The sequence below is a fragment of the Mesorhizobium sp. B2-8-1 genome, from assembly GCF_006440955.1.
Classification (GTDB): Bacteria; Pseudomonadota; Alphaproteobacteria; order Rhizobiales; family Rhizobiaceae; genus Mesorhizobium.
This window is the reverse complement of sequence record NZ_VFTX01000006.1, coordinates 111,382-133,072: the sequence shown is the minus strand read 5'-3', so window position 1 is coordinate 133,072 and position 21,691 is coordinate 111,382. Positions and strand designations below refer to the sequence as shown.

At 63.6% G+C, this 21,691-nt stretch carries 19 protein-coding genes; 8 read left to right on the top strand and 11 right to left on the bottom strand.

The features are described from left to right. Nucleotide 1 precedes the first annotated feature (1 nt). The gene (locus FJ428_RS17345) at nt 2-898 is read right to left on the bottom strand and encodes a dienelactone hydrolase family protein (RefSeq protein WP_140557563.1); all 897 of its coding nucleotides are present in this window, start codon (nt 896-898) and stop codon (nt 2-4) included. Nucleotides 899-1,141: 243 nt separating this feature from the next. Between FJ428_RS17345 and FJ428_RS30295 the strand changes: the two genes are divergently transcribed. Then, nucleotides 1,142-1,291 (top strand): hypothetical protein, encoded by a 150-nt coding sequence (locus tag FJ428_RS30295; RefSeq protein ID WP_181167328.1) that lies wholly within the window; start codon nt 1,142-1,144, stop codon nt 1,289-1,291. 9 nt (nt 1,292-1,300) lie between these two features. Further along, nucleotides 1,301-1,735, top strand: coding sequence for a hypothetical protein (locus tag FJ428_RS17340; RefSeq protein ID WP_140495278.1), 435 nt, complete (start codon nt 1,301-1,303; stop codon nt 1,733-1,735). Nucleotides 1,736-1,764: 29 nt separating this feature from the next. On the opposite strand, the gene FJ428_RS17335 is transcribed toward FJ428_RS17340, so the two are convergent. Further along, the gene (locus FJ428_RS17335) at nt 1,765-4,080 is read right to left on the bottom strand and encodes a glucose/quinate/shikimate family membrane-bound PQQ-dependent dehydrogenase (RefSeq protein ID WP_140879856.1); all 2,316 of its coding nucleotides are present in this window, start codon (nt 4,078-4,080) and stop codon (nt 1,765-1,767) included. 182 nt (nt 4,081-4,262) lie between these two features. Between FJ428_RS17335 and FJ428_RS17330 the strand changes: the two genes are divergently transcribed. Both FJ428_RS17330 and FJ428_RS17325 read left to right on the top strand, forming a co-directional pair. Further along, nucleotides 4,263-6,959, top strand: coding sequence for a UvrD-helicase domain-containing protein (locus FJ428_RS17330; RefSeq protein WP_140623147.1), 2,697 nt, complete (start codon nt 4,263-4,265; stop codon nt 6,957-6,959). 7 nt (nt 6,960-6,966) lie between these two features. After that, entirely contained in the window at nt 6,967-7,674 is a 708-nt protein-coding gene (locus FJ428_RS17325) for a hypothetical protein (protein WP_140879855.1), read from the top strand. Between the two features lie 52 nt (nt 7,675-7,726). On the opposite strand, the gene FJ428_RS17320 is transcribed toward FJ428_RS17325, so the two are convergent. The 3 genes from FJ428_RS17320 to FJ428_RS17310 all read right to left on the bottom strand — a co-directional run bounded on the left by FJ428_RS17320 (nt 7,727) and on the right by FJ428_RS17310 (nt 12,142). Further along, the gene (locus FJ428_RS17320) at nt 7,727-8,041 is read right to left on the bottom strand and encodes a hypothetical protein (RefSeq protein ID WP_140495272.1); all 315 of its coding nucleotides are present in this window, start codon (nt 8,039-8,041) and stop codon (nt 7,727-7,729) included. 123 nt (nt 8,042-8,164) lie between these two features. Continuing rightward, entirely contained in the window at nt 8,165-9,718 is a 1,554-nt protein-coding gene (locus FJ428_RS17315; protein ID WP_140879854.1) for a trimethylamine methyltransferase family protein, read from the bottom strand. Nucleotides 9,719-9,730: 12 nt separating this feature from the next. Beyond that, a complete protein-coding gene (locus FJ428_RS17310) occupies nt 9,731-12,142 on the bottom strand; it encodes an FAD-dependent oxidoreductase (protein WP_140879853.1) in 2,412 nt (803 codons plus the stop codon). 309 nt (nt 12,143-12,451) lie between these two features. On the opposite strand from FJ428_RS17310, the gene FJ428_RS17305 reads away from it, so the two are divergent. Continuing rightward, nucleotides 12,452-13,942, top strand: coding sequence for an esterase-like activity of phytase family protein (locus FJ428_RS17305; RefSeq protein ID WP_140739511.1), 1,491 nt, complete (start codon nt 12,452-12,454; stop codon nt 13,940-13,942). 167 nt (nt 13,943-14,109) lie between these two features. Next, entirely contained in the window at nt 14,110-15,582 is a 1,473-nt protein-coding gene (locus FJ428_RS17300) for an MATE family efflux transporter (protein WP_140739514.1), read from the top strand. A 12-nt stretch (nt 15,583-15,594) separates the two neighbouring features. Here the strand turns inward: FJ428_RS17300 and FJ428_RS17295 are convergent, their stop codons facing one another. Both FJ428_RS17295 and FJ428_RS17290 read right to left on the bottom strand, forming a co-directional pair. Continuing rightward, a complete protein-coding gene (locus FJ428_RS17295) occupies nt 15,595-16,803 on the bottom strand; it encodes an MFS transporter (protein WP_140685489.1) in 1,209 nt (402 codons plus the stop codon). A 187-nt stretch (nt 16,804-16,990) separates the two neighbouring features. Beyond that, nucleotides 16,991-17,395, bottom strand: a complete 405-nt coding sequence (locus FJ428_RS17290) for an SH3 domain-containing protein (protein WP_140685488.1) — start codon at nt 17,393-17,395, stop codon at nt 16,991-16,993. A 237-nt stretch (nt 17,396-17,632) separates the two neighbouring features. Between FJ428_RS17290 and FJ428_RS17285 the strand changes: the two genes are divergently transcribed. Continuing rightward, the gene (locus FJ428_RS17285) at nt 17,633-18,208 is read left to right on the top strand and encodes a TMEM175 family protein (RefSeq protein WP_140495258.1); all 576 of its coding nucleotides are present in this window, start codon (nt 17,633-17,635) and stop codon (nt 18,206-18,208) included. Between the two features lie 4 nt (nt 18,209-18,212). On the opposite strand, the gene FJ428_RS17280 is transcribed toward FJ428_RS17285, so the two are convergent. Beyond that, complete coding sequence (locus FJ428_RS17280; protein WP_140495255.1) at nt 18,213-18,494, bottom strand: hypothetical protein; 282 nt, start codon at nt 18,492-18,494, stop codon at nt 18,213-18,215. 158 nt (nt 18,495-18,652) lie between these two features. Here FJ428_RS17280 and FJ428_RS17275 point away from each other — a divergent pair, with 158 nt between their 5' ends. After that, entirely contained in the window at nt 18,653-19,519 is an 867-nt protein-coding gene (locus tag FJ428_RS17275; RefSeq protein WP_140516569.1) for an SDR family NAD(P)-dependent oxidoreductase, read from the top strand. A 79-nt stretch (nt 19,520-19,598) separates the two neighbouring features. On the opposite strand, the gene FJ428_RS17270 is transcribed toward FJ428_RS17275, so the two are convergent. The 3 genes from FJ428_RS17270 to FJ428_RS17260 all read right to left on the bottom strand — a co-directional run bounded on the left by FJ428_RS17270 (nt 19,599) and on the right by FJ428_RS17260 (nt 21,597). After that, entirely contained in the window at nt 19,599-20,039 is a 441-nt protein-coding gene (locus tag FJ428_RS17270) for a low affinity iron permease family protein (protein ID WP_181165307.1), read from the bottom strand. Between the two features lie 333 nt (nt 20,040-20,372). After that, the gene (locus FJ428_RS17265; RefSeq protein WP_140559531.1) at nt 20,373-21,014 is read right to left on the bottom strand and encodes a DapH/DapD/GlmU-related protein; all 642 of its coding nucleotides are present in this window, start codon (nt 21,012-21,014) and stop codon (nt 20,373-20,375) included. Nucleotides 21,015-21,093: 79 nt separating this feature from the next. Beyond that, the gene (locus FJ428_RS17260) at nt 21,094-21,597 is read right to left on the bottom strand and encodes a CreA family protein (protein ID WP_140630936.1); all 504 of its coding nucleotides are present in this window, start codon (nt 21,595-21,597) and stop codon (nt 21,094-21,096) included. Nucleotides 21,598-21,691 lie beyond the last annotated feature (94 nt).

Sequence of the window (21,691 nt, the reverse complement as noted above, 5' to 3'; positions counted from 1 at the left end):
GCTAAGCCAGTTTCTCCTTCAGGAAGGCGACGGTCCGGCCCCAGGCGAGATCAGCCGCCTTCTTGTCATAGCGCGCTGCCGAAGTGTCATTGTTGAAGGCGTGATTGGCGCCTTCATAGACATAGACCGTGTATTCGACATGCGCGGCATCGAGTTCCTTCTTGAAGGCGTCGATGCCGGCATTGGTCCGTTCGTCCAATCCGGCATAGTGCAGCAGCAGCGCCGCCTTTATCTTGGAAACGTCCGCGGCCTTCGGCTGCATGCCGTAATAGGCGACACTTGCCGCCAGATCAGGCGCGTTCACGGCGAGCATGTTGGCCGTGCCGCCGCCCCAGCAGAAACCGACGACACCGACCTTGCCGTTGCCGTCCTTGTCGGCCTTGAGGAAAGCCACCGTCGCGACGCCATTGGCGACGGTCTGCGCCGGATCCAGCTTGGTGAACATGTCGCGCGCCTTGTCCTCGTCGGCGGGCGTCTCGCCGAGCGGCGACAGGAAATCCGGAGCGAGCGCCACGAAGCCCTCCAGCGCCACGCGCCGGGCGACGTCGCGTATATGCGGGTTGAGCCCCCTGTTTTCGTGGATGACGATGACGGTGCCGAGCTTGCCCGCCTGGTCCGCCGGCTTGACCAGATAGCCCTTCATCTCGCCGCCGGCGCCGGGATAGGTGATGTCCTGGCCTTTCACGCGGGGATCGTTCTCGGCGACGATGGCCGCTTGGGCAGAGTTGGCAGCCAGCATCGGCGCGATCGCCGCGGCCGCCGCCCCGGATCCAGCAAGCCGGGTCAGTTGCTCCATGAAGCGGCGGCGATCGAGTGTCAGATGCGTGTATTCGTCATAGGCGTCGATCATCGCCTGGGTGATCCCAAGCTTTGCTGGTCTGGCGGCTGCTTTGGTCATGGCGCATTCCTCGGCTTCAGGCTTCAACACCGGAGCTAGATAGGGGCGCGGCCGGCCCGGTCCAGCCTGGATGAGCGCAGCGGCAAGCATCGGCCGCAGCCAGTGAAGCCGGCAACGCCGGCGCCCGCCCCATCACTTTTTGGTCATCGCCGATAAATCCTGGCGGCACTGCCACAATGGTAAGGGAAGCTGCGTGCTACCGATGCCCGTCCCATCCCGTCCCGACCAGAAGGACACCCGCCGATGATCATGCCTATCCTCACCAGCGCGTTCGTCCTTGCCCTGGCTGCCGCTCAGGCATTACGCTTCCGGCTTGTGGACGCAGGCAGGCGGTCGATGATCGAGCTTCGCATCGGCCGGGACCGCCGCCCGGACCCGAAATCCCAAATTTGAGGTGAGACCATGAACGTCCAGGATATCGTCAACACCGTCTCGCAAAAGGCAGGCCTCGACCAGGCAACGACCGAGAAAGTCGTCGGCACCATCTTCTCGGTGCTGGAGCACGAGGCGGAAGGCACCAACGTTTCGGGTTTCTTCGCCAAGATTCCCGGCGCCGACGATCTCGCCCGCCAATACGACGTCATGGCCGCCGGCGCGGCCGGCGGTGGTGGCCTGCTGTCGTCGCTGCAAGGCGCGCTGGGCGGTGTTCTCGGCGAAAAGGCCGGCGCACTGATCAACGGCGTCGCCGCGCTCAAGGCTTCCGGCCTCGACATGGCGCAGATCAGGCAGGCCGGCGCCACGCTGATCCAACAGGCCGAAGCCGCCGCCGGGCCTGATCTCACCAATGAAGTGCTCGGCTCGGTACCCAGCCTGAAGAGCCATCTCGGAATCAGTTAGGGCGCGATCCTGCGAGACCGCACCCGTTCCTACTTCGGCAGCGCATACGCCATCATGTAATCGCCGGGCTTGGTGCCGACCGAGCCATGGCCGCCGGCGACGATGACCACGAACTGGCGCCCGTCAGCCACCGTATAGGTCATCGGCGTCGATTGCCCGCCGGCTGGCAGGCGCGCCTGCCAGAGCTGCCTGCCTGAGGTCAGGTCGTAGGCGCGCAGGTAGTCGTCGACCGCGGCGCCGAGGAAAGCCACCCCGCCGGCGGTGATCATCGGCCCGCCAATGCCGGGCACGCCGACCTTCAGCGGCAAAGGCAGCGGCGTCATGTCATAGACCGTGCCGTTCCTGTGCTTGTAGACGATCTGTCCGGTCCTGAGGTCGGCTCCGGCGACATAGCCCCATGGCGGCGCCTGGCACGGAATGCCGAGCGGCGACAGGAACGGTCCCATCACCACCGCATAGGGAGCGCCGTCATTTCGGTTCAGCCCCTGCTCGCTGCCATTGGCGTCGCCTGGCGGCGGCACGTCCGCGCGGGGCACAAGCCTGGAGGTGAAGGCGAGATAGGTCGGCATGCCGAACAGCACCTGCCGGACCGGATCGACCGCCACGCCGCCCCAGTTGAAGACGCCGAAATTGCCGGGATAGACCAGCGTGCCCTGCAGCGATGGCGGCGTGTAGCGGCCCTCATAGCGCAGCCTGTGCAACGCAATCCGGCACGCCAGCTGGTCGAACATGGTGATGCCCCACATGTCGGCATCGGTCAGCGGCGGCGGATTGAAGGAAAGGTCCGACACCGGCTGCGTGGGCGATGTGTGGTCGCCTTCGATGGCGCCGCCGGGCGCCGGCACTTCCTTGACCGGGATGACCGGCTCGCCGGTGCGCCGGTCGAGCACGTAGAGGTCGCCCTGCTTGGTCGGCCCCACCAGCGCCGGCACGACCGTTCCGTCGGTCTTGGTGATGTCGACAAGGCTCGGCTGCGCCGGCACATCCATGTCCCAAAGGTCATGATGCAAGGTCTGGCGCACCCATTTCAATTGCCCCGTATTGAGGTCGAGCGCGGTGATCGAAGAGGAGAATTTCTCGACATTGGCGCTGCGGCCGGCGCCGAGCTGGTCCGGCGTCTGGTTGCCGAGCGGTATGTAGAGCAGGCCGAGCTTTTCGTCGGCACTCGGCGTCGACCACATGTTGGGCGAATTGGCGGTGTAGGTCTGGCCTGCCGCCAGCGGCGTGGTCTGGTCGGGATTGCCGGAATCCCAGTTCCAGATCAGCGCGCCCGTGGAGGCATCGAAGGCGCGGATGACGCCGGACGGCTCCTGCGTGGAATAATTGTCGTTGACCGCGCCGCCGACGATGATCTTGCCGCCCGATATCAGCGGCGCCGAGGTCGAATAGTAATAGCCGGACTTGGGATAAGGCATGCCGGTCAGAAGGTTCAGCGTGCCGCCTTCGGCAAAGGACGGACAGACCTGACCGTTGGCGGCGTCGAGCGCGATCAGCCGCGCGTCCGAAGTCGGCAGGTAGACACGCGCGGCGCAAGGCTGCCCGGCACCGATCTTGGCGTCGGCGTAGTAGGAGACGCCGCGGCAGGTCTGGTGCTGGCGGTCCTTGTCGAGCTTGACCTGGGGATCGTAGCGCCACTTCTCCTTGCCCGTGGCGGCGTCGATGGCGATGGCGAAATTGTGCGGCGTGCAGATGTAGAGCGTATCGGCGATCTTCAGCGGCGTCACCTGATAGGTGGTCTCGCCGACATCGTCGGGACCTTTCACGTCGCCGGTGCGATAAGTCCAGGCCGGCTGCAGGTTGGCGACGTTCTCCGGCGTGATCTGGTCGAGCGGCGAATAGCGCTGGCCATAGGGCGTACGGCCGTAGAAGTGCCATTCGCCGGCAGGTATGTCGCCGCCGAGATCGGCCGCCGGGGTCACCTTGTCGGTGTCGAGATTGCCGGCAATATCCTTGGGATCGGTCGTCATTGAATAGCCGGCGACCGCCAGCGACGCCAACACGGCGAGAATGAGCGGCGCGCGGCCATCGGGACCAACAAGGCCCCGCCTCGCCCACGGCGTCAGCAGCCACAACGCGATGAGCACGATGATGCCGCCGCGCGGCCCGAGTTCCCACCAGTCGAAGCCGATTTCCCAGACCGCCCAGGCAAGCGTGCCCAGCACGATCGCGGCGTAGAGCCAGAGCGCGGTGGATCTGCGCCGGTAGAGCAGCCATGCTGCGATGAGGAAGGCGATGCCTGATATGATGTAGTACCAGCTGCCTCCCAGTGAAGCCAACCAGATGCCGCCGGCGCCAAGCGCGAGGCCGATGAGGAAGAGGATGAGGGAGGTGATGGTGACAGCCAAGATGATACTCCTTCGACTGTTGCGCGCCTCGAGGCGGCCGTGGGCAACAGGATCCCCTCCCTGCCCTTTACGCAGCTTTCCCTCACCCGCCCTGCCTGTCAAGCAGGCCGGAAACAATCAGGAGTGGAACAAAACGTAGACAGTTCTGGTCTTTCTCCACCGAATCACTACATTCGGGGGCGATGTCCGGCTTTTCCGAAGACATGCCCTTTTTCGATGAACCCGATGCGCGGCCCACCGCCCCGTCGGGCATCGCCGCGCGCGCCATGGCTGCCCGCAGCGGCCACAACAACGCGCCCGACTATCTCAAAGGGTTGAACCCCGAGCAGCGGCTGGCGGTGGAAACCACCGAAGGTCCCGTTCTGGTGCTGGCCGGCGCCGGCACCGGCAAGACGCGCGTCTTGACCACCCGCATCGCCCACATCCTGGCGACCGGAAAAGCCTTTCCCTCGCAGATCCTGGCCGTGACCTTCACCAACAAGGCCGCGCGCGAGATGAAGCAGCGCATAGGCATCCTGATCGGCGAAGGCAATGTCGAGGGCATGCCCTGGCTCGGCACCTTCCACTCGATCGGCGTCAAGCTCTTGCGCAGGCACGCCGAGCTTGCCGGGCTGAAATCCGACTTCACCATCCTCGACACCGACGACGTCGTGCGGCTGATCAAGCAATTGATCCAGGCCGAGGGCCTTGACGACAAGCGCTGGCCGGCCAAGCAGTTCGCGCAGATGATCGACGGCTGGAAGAACAAGGGGCAAGGCCCGGCTGATATCGCCGAGGGCGATGCGCGCAGTTTCGCCAACGGCAAGGGCCGCGAGCTCTACAAGGCCTATCAGGAGCGCCTGCAGACGCTGAACGCCTGCGATTTCGGCGATCTGCTCTGCCACCCTATCCGCATCTTCCGCGCCAATCCGGACGTGCTGAAGGAGTATCATAAGCGGTTCAGATACATTCTCGTCGACGAGTACCAGGACACCAACACCGCGCAATACATGTGGCTGCGGCTCCTGGCGCAGCGGCCAAATAGCGGGCGTAGCGCGACGTCTACGGATTTGCATTCGGCCGAAGGCCGCAAGCCCGACCGGGCGTCCGAGCCTTTGCGAAGCCCCTCCCGCGACGCCGAAGGCGCGCAGAAAAGAGGGGTCGGGCCCGCGCCGGCAGGCGCGGAACAGCCCGTGAGCGAAAACAAAGTAAACATCTGCTGCGTCGGCGACGACGACCAGTCGATCTATGGCTGGCGCGGCGCGGAGGTCGACAACATCCTGCGCTTCGACAAGGATTTTCCCGGCGCCACCATCATCCGGCTGGAGCGCAATTATCGTTCCACCGCGCATATCCTCGGCGCCGCTTCGCACCTCATCGCCCACAATGAAGGCCGCTTCGGCAAGACGCTGTTCACCGATCGCGACGATCCCGAGGATGGCAAGGTCAACGTCCACGCAGCCTGGGATTCCGAGGAGGAAGCGCGCGCTGTCGGCGAGACCATCGAGGCTTATCAGCGCCAGAAGCACAATCTCAACGACATGGCGATCCTGGTGCGGGCGTCCTTCCAGATGCGCGAGTTCGAGGACCGCTTCGTCACGCTCGGTCTCAACTACCGCGTCATTGGCGGCCCGCGCTTCTATGAGCGCATGGAGATCCGCGACGCGCTTGCCTTCTTCCGCGTCGTCGCGCAAGGCGCCGACGATCTCGCCTTCGAGCGCATCGTCAATGTGCCCAAGCGCGGCCTCGGCGAAACCACCATCCGTCAGATCCACGACACGGCCCGCGCGCTGCGTGTACCGATGCTGGAAGCCGCTGCCAAGCTCGCCGAGAGCGATGAATTGAAGCCCAAGCCGCGCGCCGCATTGCGCGAGGTCGCCGCCAATTTCGAACGCTGGCAGAAGGCGCTGGAAACCACGCCGCATACTGAGCTCGCCGAGACCATCCTGGAAGAGAGCGGCTACACCGACATGTGGAAGAACGACCGTTCGGTCGAGGCGCCCGGCCGGCTGGAAAACCTCAAGGAGCTGATCCGCTCCATGGAGGAGTATGAATCGCTGCGCTCCTTCCTCGAACATGTCGCTCTGGTCATGGATGCCGAGCAGAACGCCGAACTCGACGCCGTCAACATCATGACGCTGCATTCGGCCAAAGGCCTCGAGTTCGAGACCGTTTTTCTCCCGGGCTGGGAGGAAGGCCTGTTCCCGCACCAGCGCGCGCTGGACGAAGGCGGCCGTTCCGGCCTGGAGGAAGAGCGCCGGCTGGCCTATGTCGGCGTCACCCGTGCCAAGAAGAACCTGCACATCTGGTTCGTCTCCAACCGCCGCATCCACGGCCTGTGGCAATCGACGATTCCCTCCCGCTTCCTCGATGAACTGCCTGAAACCCATGTCGAAGTCGCCGAAAGCGGCAACTCCTATGGCGGCTACGGCAATTCCTATGGCGGCGGCTCGTTCGCTTCCGGCCGGGGCGGCCAGGGGGCAGGAAGACAGAACCCCTATGGCGCCTCGCGCTTCGACAATGTCGGCGCCGAAAAATCTGGCGCCTTCTCCAACAGCTACGCCACGCCGGGCTGGCAGCGGGCGCAGCAGAACCGCACCGAGGCGACCGATCGCAACTGGGGCTCGCGCTCCGGCCACCAGGTCGAGCGCATCGGCTATGGCGAGACCGACAGCGGCTACGGCGCCGGCCGCACCTCGATCAAGGGCCGCACCATCGACGGCGAACTGGTCGCCAAATCCGTCGCCGACACGCCGTCTCCGTTCAACGTCGGCGACCGCGTCTTCCACCAGAAATTCGGCAACGGCAACATCGCGGCCATCGAGGGCAACAAGCTGACCATCGACTTCGACAAGGCCGGCCAGAAACGCGTGCTCGACGGGTTTGTCGCGGCGGTTTGAGAAAAAAATGGATACTTACTCGCGTAAGGAGTTGGTCGAAAAATATTTAAGGGCTGCGTGGATTCTAAAAATTCGTTTGATGAGTGCCCGGCGCCATTTATGGGCCAACGATGCCTCGTTGATCCATATTGAAACTGCCTGTCTGCAAATACGAAAGGCATGTGAGACGATTGCGTACTTGTGTGTAATTGCAGCCGAAATTGAGTTTGATGAGCCGCTCAATCTCAGGACCAACTACAAAGTGGGTGAGGTTTTCAAGCGCCTTACAAGAAGCTCTAAGCTTCTATTCCCTGCTTACGCGCGACTAGCCGCAAAGGACGCGCTAAACGAGCAGACTATTTGGGAACTAGATATCAAGCAGACAAGGGAAGAGGACATTGATCGTGTGAAACGAATTCACGATAGAACGGGACATGTCATGCACGAATTTTCCCCCTACAGAAACTTTCCCGCCAGCAACGCGGTATCTGGAGCGCTTTCGCACGATTTAAATGCTATTCGCGCCGACCACCAATGGCTCTGGAACCAATTCTGGCACCATGCCAATCGGCTAAAGGGTACATTATTTTTTATAGATCTCGACGACATGACAGAGGCAACTCAGCCAATGATCATTAAAGTTGAAGGTTTTCTGGATGAGACAATCGAAGTAGATTTTGACCCTAATTATGTTTGCGATTTCACAGCTAAAATTGATTGGAATGAATTCCAATAGCGTGGACGTCCGAAGTGAACGGAACTTTCGGTAGTCACCCGGGCCGGACCGCTCAGTCCACCTTCTTCTCTCCCGCCTCGCCAGCCTTGACGATATCTCCCGTCGTAAACAGGATTTCCTTCAGTTCCGCGCGCCAGTCCTGCTTCTGACGCAGCAGGAATTCGAGGTCCATGCCGAAATGCTTGAACTCCTCGCCTTGCGCGTTCTTCATGATGGCGCGGGCCTGCGGGTCCTTCTCCACCGACATGCGCTGTTCATACCAGGAGATCGCTTCCGCTTCCTCGATCAGCGAGGTGATCATGCGGGCGAAGGTTCGCACCTCCTGCGACAATTCTTCGGGCGGTTCGTGGTACTGGTCGAAACCCATGTGGTCGTCCTCCCTCAATGGCTCGCAATGCGAGCAGGCACCGGCCGTGCCATGAATGCATGAGAGGTGCAGCAGGTTCCGGATCGCACCCACAATTCAGGACGATGAGAGGAATAAGCTATCTCACGATACCGGCGCCGCCCCGCCCTGTTCGGTGCGGCGCGCGATGAAATCATCGAGCACAGCTGATGTGGCAATAGCCGTCGCCGGCGGCTCGAAATCGGCGAGGATGCGCTTCCAGATACCGGTGGCGCGTTCGGTTGCGGTCTTGGAACCGGCCTGCGTCCAGTTGCCGAAATTCGACCAGTCGGCCACCAGCGGCTCGTAGAAGGCGGTGCGGTAGCGCGCCATGGTGTGACCTGCCGAGAAGAAATGGCCGCCGGGCTGCACTTCGGCGATCGCCTCGAAGCCGATGGCATCGTCGTCGCCGGGCGTGGCGGCGCACAGTTCAGCCACCGTCTGCAACGCCTCGATGTCGGTGACCAGCTTTTCGAAGGAAACGCTCAGGCCGCCCTCCAGCCAGCCGGCGGCATGGATGCACACGGTGGCGCCTGCCAGCACCGAGCCCCACAGCGCAAACTGCGTCTCATGCGCCGCCTGCGCATCGGAGATGTTGGCCGCGCTGCCGCCGCCCGAACGCCACGGCAGGCCGGTGAAGCGCGCCAGTTGGCCGGCTCCGAGCGTCGCCTTGATATGCTCCGGCGTGCCGAAGGCCGGCGCGCCCGATTTCATGTCGACATTGGAGGAGAAGGAGCCGTAGACGACAGGAGCGCCCGGCCGCACGATCTGCGCCAGCGTCAACCCGGCCAGCGCCTCGGCATGCTGCAGCGTCAGCGCGCCGGCCACCGTGATCGGGGCCATCGCACCCGCCAGGCAGAAGGGCGTGATGATCAGGACCTGGCCCGCCCTGGCGAAGTCGATGATGCCCTGCGCCATCGGGATGTCGAGCTGGCGCGGCGAATTGGTGTTGATGACGGTGTAGCAATGGGCGCCCGAGCGGAACTCGTCCTCGGACAGCCCGCGCGCCAACCTGATCATGTCGAAACTGTCGTCGACCTGGGGGGTGCCGCGCGCGAAGATGAAGGGAAGCTTGTCCGACAGGGTCAGTTGCGCCCGGTTGACGGCGTAGTGGCGAAAACGGTTGTCGATGTCCTGCGGCTCGACGCAAGGTCCCAGCATGTGCAGCACGTCGAAATGCTGCACCAGCTTGATGAACTCCTCGAAGGCCGCCAGTGTGCCTGGTCGGCGGCCGCGTTCGAGGTCAGTGACGTTCGGCGCGCCGGAGCCCGCCAGGAAGGTCATCGAGCCGAGTTCGAGCGGCAGGTCGCGGGCACGTGCGCCGGCATGAGCGTGGATCGACCGTGGCGCCGAGGCCAGCGCGGCGGCCACCATGTCGCGGCCGATCCGCACCATGTCGGTATCCGGGTCGACCAGGGCGCCGGCGCGGGCGAGCAGGTCGCGCGCCTGCGGCAGCAGAACCTTGATGCCCAGCTCTTCCAGCACGCGCAGCGCCGTGTCGTGGATCGAGGCGACGTGGTCGTCCGAAAAGATTGGCTGCGGCAGGAATGGGTTCTTCAGAGAGCGGTAATTGGGCCGGCGGCTGCTCTCGCTGCCGGCCTCGCCGATGCGTCCTCGCCGGCGCTCGCGCCTGCCTTCGCGTGCCGCGTCATCGATCATCCGGAAACCTCCTCATTGCCGCATCGCCTTGCCCAAGGGATCGTAAGGCGAAGCCGGAATGACACGCGCCGGCCGCTCGGTGCCGACAATGTGCACGCAAAGCGCCGTTCCTTCCTCGGCAAAATCGTCATCCACCAACGCCAGCGCGACGCTCTTGCCGATCGTGTAGCCAAAGCCGCCGGAGGTGACGAAGCCGACGCGCCGAGCGCCGTGCCAGACCGGCTCGAAGCCGCTGGCGTCCGCGTCGATGGCATCGACTTCCAGCGTCACGATCCGTCGTGCAACACCGGCCTTGCGTTCCTTCAGCGCCGCCTCGCGGCCAATGAAATCGCCCTTGTCGAAAGCAATGAAGCGGTCGAGCCCTGTCTGGCCGGGCGTGTAGCCTTGCGTGAATTCACGCGACCAGATGCCGAAGCTCTTTTCCAGCCGAAGCGCGTTGAGTGCGTAATAGCCAATCTCGGCGAGGCCGAGATTCTCGCCGGCGGCAAGCAGCGTTTCGCGCAATGTGGCATGCATGGTGGCCGGGCAGTTGATCTCGAAGCCGAGTTCGCCGGCGATGGAGAGGCGAGCCATCCTTGCCCGCACCATGCCAATGTCAAATTCGCCGCATGCCATGAATGGCAATGCTTTGGGGGAGATGTCCTGGTGCGTCGTGCGCTCGACGATCTTTCTGGCATTGGGGCCGGTGACCAGAAAGCCCGACATCGCATCTGAAATATCGGTGACGCAAACGCCTTCAGCCATATGCGCTTCGAACCAGCGCATGTGGAATTCGCGCAGATAGTAGGAGCCCATCAGCCAGTAGTCGCCATTGCCCCAGTTGAAGACGGTGAGATCGCCCTTCAGCCGCCCGTCCGGCCCGAGCATCGGCGCCAGCCTCGCCTGTCCCGCCTTCGGCAGCCTGCAGGCCAGCAGCCTGTCGAGCCAGGCCTCCGCGCCCGGTCCCGTGATCGCGTAGCGCGCATAGGCCGAGATATCGATGAGGCCGGCGGCGCGCCGGACTTGCAGCGCCTCGTCACCGACGATGTCGAAGGCGTTGGAACGCCTGAGCGTCGTCTCCTCGCGGAATCCCATCGGCGCGAAATAGGCGGGGATTTCCAGCCCCCAGGAGGCCGTCCATTCGCAGCCCGCCGCACTCATGCCGTCATAGGCGCCGGGGCGTTTCAGCGGCCGGCCCGCAGGCAGCCGTTCGTTGGGAAAGGTCATGACGAAACGACGAGAATAAAACTGTCGCGTCGTCTGCCTGAGATATTCCCGGTTTGCGGCGAAGGCGCCGTAGCGGGCGATGTCCATGCCGAAAATGTCGGCCTGCGGCTCGCCGTAAATCATCCACTCGGCCAGCGACTTGCCGACGCCGCCGCCCTGGCTGAAGCCGGCCATGACGCCGCAGGCGACCCAGTAATTCTTCAGGCCGCGGACCGGCCCGACGATCGGATTGCCGTCCGGGGTGAAGGTGAAGGCGCCGTTGACCCATTTGCGGATGCCTGCCGTCGCCAGGCAAGGGAAGCGCTCATGCGCCTTGGCAAGTTCCGGGCCGATGCGGTCGATGTCTTCGGGGATGAGCTCGATGCCGTAATCCCACGGCGCGCCGTCCATGTTCCAGTGCTTCGGGTTCTGCTCGTAGACGCCGAGCAGCACGCCCTTGCGCTCCTGCCGCAGATAGGAAAAGCCGTCGAGATCGACGGCCAGGCCGATCTCCTTGTCGAGGGCAGCGACTTCCGGAATGTCCTCGGTGACGAAATAATGGTGCTCCATCGGCGTCACCGGCAGTTCAACCCCGGCCATGCGGCCGAGTTGCTTGGCCCACAACCCGCCGGCATTCACGACATGCTCGGCGGTGATGGTGCGTTGCTCTGTGACGACATCCCAATGGCCGTCGGCGCGCGCCTTCAGCTCGACCACGCGGTTGCGCAGGATCACGTCGGCGCCGCGCTTCTTGGCGGCACCGACATACGCATGCGTCGTGCCGTAAGGGTCGAGATGGCCCTCGTTGGAATCGTAGAGGCCGCCAAGCACGCCGGTGACGTCGACGATCGGGCAGATCGCCTTGATCTCGTCAGGCGTCACCAGCCGGGCGGTCTCGATGCCGACCGACTGGAATACCGCCCAGGCCGATTTCAGCCACTCCCAGCGCGCCGGATCGCTGGCGATGTTGACGCCGCCGGTCATGTGCAGGCCGACGTCCTGGCCGGATTCGGCCTCGATCTCGCGGTAAAGGTTGATGGTGTAATCCTGCAGCGCGGCGACATTGGGGTCGGCATTGAGCGCGTGGAACCCCGCCGCCGCATGCCAAGTCGACCCCGCCGTCAGTTCGGCGCGCTCGATCAGCGCCACATCCGACCAGCCGAACCGCGCCAGGTGATAGAGCACCGAAGCGCCCACCACTCCTCCCCCGATGACGACTGCGCGGTAGTGAGACTTCAAGGCTTCCCTCCCCGGACTGTCCGAAACCGGAACCGTATACGTACTGTACATAAGTGTCTAGTACTGCGAACAGCTCCTGGACGCTGTCGAACCTGTGTTGGAACGATCGATTTTCCGGCGCGGCCGCACTTCCCCAGCAGCGTCGCGGCGGGCCGACGCGAATGCGTCACCAACTGTCATGCAAGCATCATGTTCGCGCCTTAGACCGCTTGCCGAGGGCACAAGCGGCCCTCCAGGGCGGCAGCCTCGCCGCCGCCAGGCAACCTCAGAATTCCGCCGTCCCGGCGCTTTGTCATCAAGGGGATATCCATGACGCATCTACGCTCATTCTCGTTGCGGCTGCTGGTCGCCGCGCTGGCGGCCTCGGCCGTTTCGCTGCCCGCCTTCGCCGACAGCTCGGCCAGCGTCGGCGGCGCCAGTTTCGTCAACAAGGGGCTGGCGGGGGTTGGCCGTATCCCGGCCGGCCAGCGCGACAGGTTCGGCGAGACCTTCGGCTCCGGCTCCGGCATGTCGATCGACACCGCGGGCTGGACGCATGATGCCGGCACCTACAGAGGCCCGCTGTGGCTGCTGCCCGACCGCGGTTATAACGTCGTCGGTACCACCGACTACCGGCCGCGCCTCAACACGATCAACATCGAGTTCGCCCCGGTGGCACCAGGTGCCGCGCCCGCGGCCGGCCAGGAGCAGACCGGCGTCAAGGTGACGCTCGCCGACACCATGCTCCTGACCGACGACAAGGGTGCCGACGTCACCGGTCTCGACCCGCTGAACGGCGTGCGTCCCGCCGCCGGCGACATGCCTGTCCTGCCCCAGGCCGACAATGGCAAGCTCGCGCTCGACAACGAGGCGATCGTGCGGCTGCCCGACGGCACCATGCTCGTTTCCGACGAATACGGTCCCGACATCTACCGCTTCTCCGCCGACGGCCGTCTGATGTCGGCGACCCAGCCTCCGGCCGCGCTCGTGCCGATGCGCCACGGCACGGCCAATTTTGCTTCCGACAATCCGGGCCCAGGTGCTGCCGAACCCGACCCAAACGATCCCGAAACCGGCCGCCAGAACAATCAGGGCCTCGAAGGCATGGCAATGACGCCGGACGGCAAATTCGTAATCGCGGTCTTGCAGTCGGCGACCCGGCAGGACGGCGGCGATTCGGCCTCGACGCGCCAGAACACCAGGGCGCTGATCTATGACGCCTCCGATCTTGCCCATCTCAAGCTGGCACATGAATATGTCGTGCCGCTGCCGGTGTTCAAGGACGCCAAGGGCAAGACCAAGGTGGCTGCGCAAAGCGAGATCGTGGCGCTGTCGGACACGGCTTTCCTGATGCTGGCGCGCGACAGCGGCAATGGCCAGGGCCTGAAGGGCGAAGAGTCGCTGTATCGCAAGATCGACATTGTCGACCTTTCCGGCGCGACCGACATCGCCGGCGGTCCCTTCGATGCCGCCGACAAGCCGGTGGCGCCCAAGGGCGTGCTCGATCCGTCGGTCACGCCGGCAAGGCTGATGCCGTTCATCGACATCAACGACAAGGCCGAGCTTGCCCGCTTCGGGCTGCACAATGGCGCGCCCAACGACAAGGACAACCTCTCGGAAAAGTGGGAAGCGATGTCGCTGGCGAGCGTGCTCGATCCGAAGCTGCCCGACGACTATTTCCTGTTCGTCGCCAACGACAACGATTTCCTCGCCCAGGACGGTTTCCAGGTCGGCGCGCCCTACAAGGCCGAGGACGGCGCCGATGTCGACACCATGTTCCTTGTCTATCAGGTCACGCTTCCCGGCCTCGCCAGGAAGTAAGCATCTTGCAGCAGGCGCCGCCTGGCGCCTCCTGCCCGACAAGCTTGATCGGATGCACGACGGCGTGCCTTGCCCGCCGTCGCTCCTTTCGCAAGGGTGCATCCCGGTCGGGCCTGCGGTATCCTGCGTGCCGGACTCAAAAGAACCAGCTTTGCCGGATGCCCGCCATGGATGAAAAGATGCCCGCGCGCCGGCGCACCGGTGACCTGACCAGCGGCCCCATTCAGCGCACGCTCCTGCTGTTCGCCCTGCCGGTGCTCGGCTCCAACGTGCTGCAATCGCTTAACGGCTCGGTCAACGCCGTCTGGGTCGGCCGCTTCCTCGGCGAGTCCGCGCTCACCGCCACCTCCAATGCCAATCTGGTGCTGTTCCTCATCCTCGGCACGGTGTTCGGCATCGGCATGGCGGCCACCATACTGGTGGCGCAATCGGTCGGCGCCCGCGACCTACCCGAGGCGCGCCGCATCGTCGGCACCAGCGCTACCTTCTTCTTCTTCGTCTCGGTGTTGTTCGCCGTCTGCGGCTGGATCTGGGTAGACGCCATTCTGGGCGCGCTCGGCACACCGCCCGACGCCTTGCCGCTGGCGCGCTCCTATTTGCGCATCATCTTCGTGGCCGTGCCGATGATGAACCTTCTGTCCTTTGTGATGACGGTGCTGCGCGGCGCCGGCGATTCGCGCACGCCGTTCTTTTTCATGGCGCTCGCCGTCGTGCTCGACATCATCTTGAACCCGCTGCTCATCCGCGGCATCGGGCCGTTTCCAGAGCTCGGCATCGCCGGCTCGGCAACCTCGACGCTTGTGGGCCAGACGGTGAGCGTCATTGCCATCCTGATCGTGCTCTATGTCCGCAAGCACCCGCTGCGTCTGGCCGGCGCCAATCTGGCGCTGCTGCGGCCGGACCCCGCCTTGCTGCGCGTCGTCGTCTTCAAGGGCGTGCCGATGGGTTTGCAGATGATCGTGATTTCGGCCGCGGCCCTGACGGTGATGGGCATCGTCAATTCCTACGGTTCGCAGGTGGCCGCCGCCTACGGCATCGCCGCGCAGTTATGGACCTACATCCAGATGCCCGCGCTCGCCATCGGCGCGGCCGTGTCCTCGATGGCGGCGCAGAACGTCGGCGCCGGCCGCTGGGACCGCATCAGCCGCATCGCAGCGTCAGGCGTCGGCTTCAACCTGGTGCTGACCGGTGCTCTCGTGGCACTTCTATGGGTCTTCGATCGCTCGATCCTCAGCCTGTTCCTGAGCCGCGACAGCGCGGCGATAGACATCGCCGCTCACATCAACAACGTCGCGTCCTGGTCGTTCATCCTGTTCGGCGTCACCATCGTGCTGTTCGCCACCGTGCGCGCCACGGGCGCCGTGATGCCGCCGCTGGTCATCCTGGTGATCTCGGTACTGGTCGTGCGCACCGGCTTTGCCTATTTCATGCGAGATGTGATCGGCGAGGAGGCGCTGTGGTGGAGTTTCCCCGCCGGCTCGATCACCTCCCTGCTGCTGGCCGCGGCCTATTACCGTCTCGGCGGCTGGCGCACCCTGCACATGATCGAGAACAGGCCGGCCGCCGGCGAGCCGCCCGACACCGGGCTCGGCGTGCCGCGCCAACGCGCGCATTTTTCCCCAGAGACGCCGAACGGCTGAAGCTGGCCGCTCTCAAGGCCTGTTTTTCAACCCAAAGCCCAGCGCGACCAGCGCAAACACGATGATCATCGCGGCGAACGCCAGGCTGGCCGCGATGGGGCTGGCATAGGTCGAGATGATGCCAATGCCGATGACGGGCAAGGCATTGCCGATAAAGCAGCAGATGAAGAAGCTGGATACCACTTCCGCGCGGCGATCCTCCGGTGCGATCTCGTTCACCACCTGCAGGCTGCCACGATAGCCGAGTGCGGCCGTCACGCCGCAGCAGGCGGTGGCGGCGATCATCAGCGCCATCGACGCCAGCATCTGCGCCGCCACCACCATGAGGATGCTGGGAATCATCAACGTCAGCGCGGCCAGCATGGCCTTGCCGCTCTGCATTTGCTTCAGCGCAACTATGCTGAGCGCGGTGATGATCGCCAATTCGAAGAACAGCGCACCGGCGACAGCATGGTTCGTCTCGTGCAGTTGCTGCGCCAGGATGCTTGGCGCCACCGCGGCATAGAAGCCGACCAGCGCCATGGCGCCGAAACCGGTCACCGCCGGCGCGACGAAGCGCGCGCGGATTTCATCCGGCACGGCAAAGTGCGGCCGCATGGAAATCTGCCCGAGGCCGCCAGGCTCCGCCACCGTTTCGCGTGTACGCCAGACCAGGATGGAGACGATCACAAGCGCCGCCAGATAAACGATGAAGACCAGGCGCAAGGGCCACGGTTCATACTGCGCCAACAGTCCCGAAACGAGTGCGCCGAAACCGAGGCCCAGGAAATTGGTGCTGGTGGCAATGACGCTGGCGCGCGCCTTGTCAGCGCCGGGGAGAAGCTCGGCGATCCATGCCGTTCCGGTCCCCGCGCCGACACCGATGCCAAGCCCGCTCAGGACGCGCGCCACATCGAGCAAAACGACATTGTTGGCGAACAGAAAGACAAGCGCGCTGGCGACGGCGACGATCATGGCCGCGAGAGCGGCAGGCCGGCGCCCAACGACATCCGACGCGCCGCCCAACATCAGCAGGGCGCCGAGATTGCCGACGACATAGACCGCGTAGACCAGCGTCAGCGTGATCTGTGAAAAGCCGAATTGCTGCTTGTAGATGATGTAGAGCGGCGTCAGCACCGTGCTGCCGGCAAACAGAACGGCGATCATTGTGGCGACCACCGGGATTGCGAGAGCCTCGCCGCCTGCTTCGTTGCGCGAATGCGCCAAGTCACGAATGGCCATGGCCAAACCTCTTCATCAGTTTCAGGGATCGCGACCTTAACGCGCCCTTACTCCCGACGTTCCGGCCGGCGGGCTCCTGGCAGCATGACGGACGTTGCCCCGAAACCTGCCGCCTGAACAGGCCCGGATCGGAGCCGATGGCTCCGATCTGTCACGACATCCTGTCGTGCGACCCGCTGCAAATCCCCTATTTGCAGGAGAAACCCGGTGCGATCTTGCACTTTCCGGGACGCGGTTTGTGCGGCGGGCGATGGTGCGGAGGACGGTGCGGCCGATGCTGCCAGTGCGGCGGACGATGCGGCGGGCGCACGATGATCACTGGCGGGCGAACGACATGAACCCGCGAGAGATAGCCGGAACTGGCCCAGCCGCTGAGGCCGCCGCCATGGATTCTGCACCAACCCGGCTGGCAGCCGGTGACGTTCACCCTGTAGCCGACTGGCAGCGTCCCCACCTTGGCATATCCCGCCCCGGGCCCGGAGCGCACGTTGAGGTTGGTGGTGGTGTGGGCGCTGTAGGCGAACGCGGCGGCCGACGTGCCGAGGATGGCGGCCAGAATGGTCGCGAGGCAGAGCAGAAATCGAAATCTCATCAGTCACTCCATTCGATCGCTCGGCCTTATGTGATTCAGCCGAGGCTGTCTTCGATGGAGGACTGTGGCAAGAAAAGTCAACAATTTGCCACAGCAAACCATTGCCGCGAGCCGGCCTGGCGGGAGAGTTTCCCCTGATATAGTTGAGAAATTCCCCGGATGGCGTTTATCGGCCTGACAACATCAGCTAACGATTTACCATCTTCAACGATCGACACCGGACATAGGGCGCAAATCATGGGCAAAGGCAGGGTCGAGGCATTCACCGACGGCGTCGTGGCCATCATCATCACCATCATGGTGCTTGAACTGAAGGTGCCGCACGGCGAGGATCTCTCGGCCTTGCTGCCGCTATGGCCGATCTTCTTCAGCTACGTGCTGTCCTTCATCAACGTCGGCCTTTACTGGAACAATTTGCACAATATGTTCCACACCGTGCAGCGGGTCGACGGCCGCGTGTTGTGGGCGAACCTCAATCTCCTGTTCTGGCTGTCGCTGATGCCGGTGACGACGGCCTTCATGGGCGAAAACCATTTCGCGCCGGTGCCGGTCGCCGTCTACGGCGCCGATCTTGCGCTGTGCGCCATCGCCTACTTCATTCTCGTCGTGACGCTTCACCGATTGCACGGCAACGATACGGCCTTTGCCAGGGCGATCGGCAACGACCGCAAGGGCAAGATCTCGCTTGTCGCCTATCTCTGCGCCATCCCGCTGACCTTCATCAGCCAGTGGATCGGCGTCGCGATCTATGTACTGGTTGCCCTGGTCTGGCTTGTGCCGGACCGGCGTTTCGCACGCGTGATCGAAAAATAGGGATCTATTCGCGCATCGCTTTCAGCTTCTCGGCCACCGACGCGGCAAGATCGGCGTAGCGCTCTTCCAGCCGTTCCGCCGCCTTGATGACCGCAAAGTCATGGCCGAACTTTTCCAGCGCCATGCGCAGCTTCTCGACGAAATCCGCCTGTTTTTCCAAGGCGGAAAACAGCGTCTTCACCTGTGCTTCGTTGATCTCGGGGTTTGCCAGCATCTGCGGCACTTCGCGGCTCATCTGATCGCCAATGGTGGTCTGCTGCTTCAGGATTTCGATCCAGTCCGTCAATCGGGAAATCTCCTTTTTGCGAGGCACCATGCGCAGTCTCGGCTGGACCGGTCAACCCGGCCCAGCAGGCTGCTGAAGCGCAGCCAGGCGCGTGGAGGCTTGCGCCAGCCCGCTCCGGCGCTAAGTTCGGCGCCATCGCAAGAAGGAATCCGCCGCCCATGCTGACCGACGCAGAACTCCAGACCGCTTTGCCCGCGCTTGGTTCGGGCAATGCCGCCGTCATTACCGGTGCTGCCAGCGGCATTGGTCTTGCGGCCGCGAAGCGGCTGGCTCTCATGGGCATGAAGATCGTGCTCGCCGATATCGCCGGCCCGCGTCTTGAGGATGCGGCCCGTGTTGTTTCCGCGATCGCCGGCGACGATGCCGTGCTGGCCGTCGCCGCCGACGTTTCGAAGGCACAAGACGTGGATCGTCTCGCCGAAAGAGCCTTTGGCGCCTTCGGCAATGTGTCGCTGCTGATGAACAATGCTGGTGTCGGCAACAACCCGGGCAAGCCGTGGGAGAACCGCGACGCTTGGAAGCAGCTGCTGGACATCAATTTCTGGGGTGTCGTGCATGGCGTCGAAGCCTTCGTGCCCCGCATGCTGGGAGCCCGCCAGCCGGGTCTGATCGTCAACACCGGCTCCAAGCAAGGCATCACCACGCCGCCTGGAAACCTTGCCTACAACGTCTCCAAGGCCGGCGTGAAGACCTTTACCGAGGGACTGGCGCATGCCCTGCGCAACGAACCGGGTGCCCATCTGTCGGCGCATCTGCTGATCCCGGGCTTCACCTATACCGGCCTGACCGAGGGTGCGACCGAGAAGCCGGCCGGCGCCTGGACCGGCGAACAGGTCATTGATTTCATGCTGGAATCCCTGACAAAGCGCGACTTCTACATCCTGTGCCCTGACAACGAGGTGACGCGTCCGCTGGATGAGAAACGCATGGCCTGGGCGATCGGCGACATCATCGAAAACCGCCCTGCTCTGTCGCGCTGGCACCCCGACCACAAGGATGCCTTCGCGGCATTCATGAAGCAATGAGCATGTCCGAAAAATGAGAGCCGGTGTTCGGATCGGGTCGCATTCGAGCAACGACGGAACCCTTGGGGGTTAACCGGTTTCAGCCGGTGCTTCGAGCCACCTGCTTTTTCGGTTTGCTCTTTGACGCCACGGCTTTCTTGGCAGCTACGGCCGCGATTTTCTCGTCATGCCGCTTCGCTGCCCGCTCGCATTTGGCACGGATCTCCTGGACCTCGGCTTCGGTCAGATGCTCGATACCGATGAAGGTGTTCTTGGCTTCGCTGACCCGGATCAACTCGTCCAGTTTGGCCTGGATTGCCGCGCCGTCTCGATTCTGGGTGTTTTGGATGAGAAACACCATCAGGAAGGTGATGATCGTCGTCCCGGTGTTGATCACCAGTTGCCAAGTGTCCGAGAAGGCGAAGAGTGGGCCGCTTACTGCCCAGATGATGACGATCAGGCAGCAGAGTGCGAATGTCGGCGACAGCCCCGCAAGGTGGGCTACCCGGTTGGCGATTTTGGTGAAGAGCTTCTCGATCATAGGGTCCCTCAAACAGCGCCGCGCCGTGCGGTACGCCGGAAGGAACAACCGGCGGCCATATCGGGTTCCCATCGGAAAGAAATACAACCGCCGCAATCGAATGCACGCATCAAGGGAATCGGAAGGACAACACACTTTATCGGTTTGGTGTCACAGTAACGGTGCAGGCAAAACAGGCCTGTTCCTTCCGCTTCACAGCGGTTTACCTCCAGCCCTTCCGTTGCGCCACCCCCGCATGACGGAAGGGGTTCAGTCCGGAGCGCTCGCACAATGGTTCCCTGAAGCGCGCCTTTGGCGCAAATGCGCGTGCTCTTCAGCCGCGCCGGCGCGAACTCACGCGGCGTGATTTTCCCAGCGATCCAGGAAGGTCTCGATGGGCATGGCCTGCATGTCGGGAACGGCGCTGGCGAGCTTTTCGACCGGCCAGTCCCACCAGGCGAGAGCCTCGATCCGCGCCGCGATATCGGCTGCGAAACGCGGCCGAAGCGGCTTGGCCGGCACCCCGGCGACGATCGTATAGGGCGGCACGTCATGCGTGACGACGGCATTGGCGCCGACGACGGCGCCATTGCCGATGGTGAGGCCGGGCATGATCACGGCCCCGTGGCCGATCCACACGTCATGGCCGATGCTCACCGCCTTCGCCTGGCGCCGTTCGCGGAAGACGGCATCGACGCCCAGCCAGCGGAAATATTCGTTGGGCCGGTAGCTGACCTTGTGCTGGGTCAGTCGCTCGATCGGATGATCCAGCGCATTGATGCGGCTGTTGGCGGCAATCGAGCAGAATTTGCCGATGTTCGTGTAGATCGCCTCGGCGTGCCGCTCGAAATAGGAAAAATCGCCGACGCTCACTTCGCGCAGCACCACCCGCTCGCCGATCGAGGCGTAGCGACCGAGCTTGCATGCTTTCAGCTCCGCCGTCGGATGGATACGCGGCTCAGGATCTTTCAGCACGAGATTTTCGGAACGGTCCATGCGGGCGGCTTTACGTCAGGGCAATAGCTCCCGCAAGCCGGGAGCAATTGTCGGTCAGGTCAATTGCACGAAAGAACATCTATTTCGGCTTGCCCTTCGTCCACACCACGTTCTGGCCGTAGAGCGGCACGGTGGTGACCGACATCTTGGCCGAGCCGTTCTGCACCTGGCGCGAATGCGAGAGGTAGATCAGCGTCTCGTTGGCCTTGTCGTAGATGCGGTTCACCACCTGCTTCTTCCAGATCAGGCTGATGCCTTGCTTGAACACCTCCTCGCCGCCTTCGCTCATGTCGATGTCGCCGATGGTGATCGGACCGGTCTGGCGGCACGAAATCGAGGAATCGGAAGGATCCTCGAACCAGTTGCCCTTGTGCAGGCGGTCGATGATGCCGCGGTCGAAATAGGACACGTGGCAGGTGACGCCGTCCACCTTCGGGTCCTTGATCGCTTCGACGATGATGTCGTTGCCGAGCCAGTCGACGCCGACCTTGCCGACTTCATCGGCGACTGCGGCACCGGCGCCAAGGACAAGGCACGCGGCCAGGGCGCCGCCGATCAGATTTCGCCCAATCAGTCGTTGCAAGATAGCCTCCGAGGTTCAAGTTTGCCGGTCTCAGGTGGGGCGAAGGACGTTGCATTGCAAGCCGGCGGCCCCGATCAAAACGCCGGCATAGGTC